Below are 3,805 nucleotides of genomic sequence, written 5' to 3' on the forward strand. Positions count from 1 at the left end.
CGGCGTGTTGCCGGCGGACCGCGGCGCCCGGCTCGTGACGCAGGACGTGCATGTCGACTCCCGGCGGCAGCGCCATGCGCGCCCGGGCAACCCGCCGCAGGTCGGTGCGGGCGCCGATGACCACTGCCACGGAACTCAGCGTTGGCGCCGCCTGTACCAGGGCCCCGGTCACCGGGTCGACCCGTTCGCTGCCGAGACGGGCGCGGGCGAACAGGTCGAGGGCAGGGTGCCCGCGCGTGCCGGGCGCGACGAACGGCCCGACGCCGGCGCTCAACTCGACCTTGTCGTGCATGGCGCGCTGCGCGATGGAGGCCCCGGCGGACAGGGCCGTCTCGAAGTCGCGCGGATCGGCATACGACCCGCGGTCGCAATCGACGACGACCCCGACGCTGGTGCGGCGGGTGTCGAGGAACTGGCGCACCATCAGATCGGTCTGGCCGGCCACGCTGCTCTGTTTGGCGGTCGAGAGCCAGTGGATGTGGCGGCGATCGTCGCCCGGGACATATTCACGCAGGCCGTGGAAGGCCAGGTCGCTCGCCGACACATCCTGGGTCGTGCGGCCCTCGAGGTCGCGCAGCACACCGCTGGTGAAGCCCTCGACGTAGATCGTGCGCGGGCGCACGATCAGCTCGACCGGGTCGGTCCACCGCACGGCCCGCCGGACCAGCCCGAACGGGTCGCCCCGCAGGGTGGTGGCCGGGCCGATCGGATAGACCCCCCGGCGCTCGGTGGGCAGGATGACCAGGTGGTCGAAGGTCTCACCGGGCCGGATCATCGGCAGTTGGACGCCGATCGCCGACGCCCCGACCGCGACCTCCAAGGGCATCGGCGGCACCGGGAAGCGGCCGACATTGCGCAGCTGCACCTCGGCCACCGCCGATTCGCCGACCCGCACCCGCGTCGGCTGGACCCGCATCTGCACCTCCAGGTGCGTGCGGCCGATCGTCAGCAGGCAACTGAGGGCGAACAGCACGGCCAGGACCGCGGCCAGGTAGTTTAGTTCGATCCAGCCGCCCGCCCAACCGGCGACCCAGGCCACGAGGGCCGTCGCGAGGACCGCCCACCCCAGCGGCGAGACGGCGTCGAGCACGCCGGCCAGGCGCGGAGGCGGACTAGAAACGGTAGGCCGGCGCCGGGACACTGTCGATCAGCTCGTCGATGACATCGCCGACGCGCACGCCGGAGAACTGGGCCTCGTCACCCAGCAGTATGCGGTGGCCCAGCACCGCGTGCGCCAGCCCCTTGACGTCGTCGGGGGTGACATAGGTCCGGCCTTGGGAGAGTGCCCAGGTCTTGGCGCAGCGGACGAAGGCCAACCCGCCGCGCACGCTCAGTCCGAGCGCGACATGGCTGTGCCGGCGTGACTCCTCGGCGATGCTCGCGATGAAGCCGAGGATGGCCGGGTCGACATGGACCTGCCCGGCGCAGGCGGACATCTCGCCCACCTCCTCGGCCCGCACGACCGCCTCGATCGAGCCGCTGCGGTTGCGGTTCTCGGCGTCGGCGAGCAGTTCGACGGTGGTGTCGTGGTCGGGATAGCCGAGCGCGGTCTTCATCAGGAACCGGTCGAGCTGAGCCTCGGGCAGCCGGTAGGTCCCCGCCTGCTCGATGGGGTTCTGGGTCGCGATGACCATGAACGGTGACCCGACCGAGTGCGGCTGCCCGTCGACGGTGACCCGGCCCTCCTCCATCACCTCGAGCAGGGCCGACTGGGTCTTGGGCGAGGCGCGGTTGATCTCGTCGGCCAGGACGATGGCCGCGAAGATCGGGCCGGGACGGAAGACGAACCGTTGGGTGGCCTGGTCATAGACGCTGACGCCGGTGATATCGGTCGGCAGTAGGTCAGGGGTGAACTGGATCCGGCTATGGGTGCCCTCGATCGTGTTGGCGAGCGCCTTGGCCAGCTGGGTCTTGCCGGTGCCGGGGTTGTCCTCCACGAGCAGATGACCGCCCGCGACCAGGCACGTCAGGGCCAGCCGGGTGACATGTGTCTTGCCCAGCACCGCCTTCTCGATATTGGCGACCATCCGGTCGAAGGTTCCGGCGAAGCGCGCGGCGTCGTGATCGGTGAGCGTCATGACCCTGGCTTCCTGTGTCGGCCGGCCGGTATGGCGGTGCGGGATGGAGCGGTCCCGGGCGGGCCGCCCGGCGGCGGGGGTGGTGTCCCCCAAGGACTTCTTGTATCACGTGCGCTTTCGCGCGTCTCGTCGGTGCATTCGACCGTGAGCGAGTCGAGATACGGCTGACTCGGCAGCGTATTGGTCCCGTTCGAGATTTGATACGACCCCGACCCGTTGAGAGTGCACGTGATGTTCGTGCCGTCGAAGTCGTGGGCGTCGACGATCACTGCCCACGCGCACGGCAGCCCCGTGTCAGTGCACGTGCTGGCCGGACCCTCGCTGAGAGCGACCCCGGCGGGGGTCGGCGCCGGGCCCGTCGTGACGGGGTCGGCGGTCGCCGTGTTGCTGCCGCTGCCATCGGCGACGACCGCCTGGAGCGTCGCCGTCGCGCCATATCCGATGTCGAAGGACCCCGAATAGTTCTCGTCGCTTCTGACCATGAAAGTCTCTGTGAGAGAAGGGTTTTCCACGACCGACACCGTCAACGAGACCCCATCGCGTCCGGCGGACCCGCCGGGCACGGTCACGGTGTACGAAACCGTCGTGCCCGACACCGACACGGCAGCGAAAGCCGGAACACCCAGGGGACCGACGAGCGTGACTCTCACCTCGTCGGACAGCGGGCCGCCATCGGCCGGACACAACTGCAACCGGAACGTATGCGTGCCAGGACCCAGCTCGCCGACCGTGACGCTCTGGCCGGGGACGGCGCCGGGCCCGAAGGTGCCCACCGGCCGGCTCGTGCCGTCGACGAACAGGACGACCTCACACGGTGCACCGTGCGTCGCCGGGACATCGAAGGTCACGGTCACCTCGCCGGTGCCGGTCTCGCCTGCGGCGATGGGTGACCAGGCGTCCGGGGTGCCTATGGGACTGACCGTGACCGACTCCGAGTCCGCCGTCAGGCCGGCGCTGTTGGTCGCCGTCACGGTGAGGGTGACGCTCGAGCCATAGGCGACCGGCGGGGTCGTGCAGGTCGTCCCGGAGGTCTCGCAGATCACCGTGCCGTCCATCCGCACGGCATAGCCGACCGTGCCCGGACCGTTGGGCGCGCTCGCGGCCCAGCTCACGTCGATGATCGCGTTGGCGCCGTCGCCGGCGTCTCGATAGGGCGCGTCGGCGATCACGGGCGCCGACGGGGGGCCGACCGGTATGCCGCTCGCCGACACCGGCACACTGTCGCCCGCCGCGTTGGTCGCGACCAGCGTGAAGGTGTAGTCGGTCCCATTGGTCAGTCCCGTGACCGTCGCCGAGCCGGCGCCGGCGGTCAGCTCCATCGCGCCGCCGCCGGTGCCGGGCTGCCACGTCAGCCGGTAGCCGGTCACCGAGGTGCCGCCGGACGGCCGGCCCCACGCCAGGCTGACCGAGCCGTCCCCGGTGCCGGCCACGACGAAGTTGGCCGGCGGGCCGGGCACCTGCTCGATCGTGATGGCCGGGGAGGGTGTCGACGGGTCGCTCCAGCCGGCCTCGTTGTGCGCCCGGACGACGAAGCTGACAGGTTCTCCGAGCGGCAAGCCGGAGATCAGGCAGGGGGAGGCGGCGCACCGTTGGGTCCGGCCGCCGCCGGACACCTCGTAGGCGTCGATCGGCGAGCCGTTGGCGGCGCCGGGCTGCCAGGACACGTCGACCGAGTCGGCGACCGAGACGGCGCGGGCGGCGACGGCGGTGGGCGGGTCGGGCCGGCC

At 71.2% G+C, this 3,805-nt stretch carries 3 protein-coding genes; all 3 read right to left on the reverse strand.

The features are described from left to right. The coding region (locus BN11_RS13150; RefSeq protein ID WP_048698368.1) for a DUF58 domain-containing protein at positions 1 to 1,090 on the reverse strand (1,090 nt) is incomplete at its 3' end. Between the two features lie 22 nt (positions 1,091 to 1,112). Further along, the gene (locus BN11_RS13155; RefSeq protein ID WP_048698369.1) at positions 1,113 to 2,078 is read right to left on the reverse strand and encodes an AAA family ATPase; all 966 of its coding nucleotides are present in this window, start codon (positions 2,076 to 2,078) and stop codon (positions 1,113 to 1,115) included. After that, positions 2,075 to 3,805, reverse strand: a 1,731-nt coding sequence (locus BN11_RS13160) for a fibronectin type III domain-containing protein (protein WP_048698371.1), incomplete at its 5' end; no start/stop codon positions are given. The genes BN11_RS13160 and BN11_RS13155, both read right to left, overlap by 4 nt.

Source organism: Nostocoides australiense Ben110 (genome assembly GCF_001050535.1).
Classification (GTDB): Bacteria; Actinomycetota; Actinomycetes; order Actinomycetales; family Dermatophilaceae; genus Nostocoides_A; species Nostocoides_A australiense.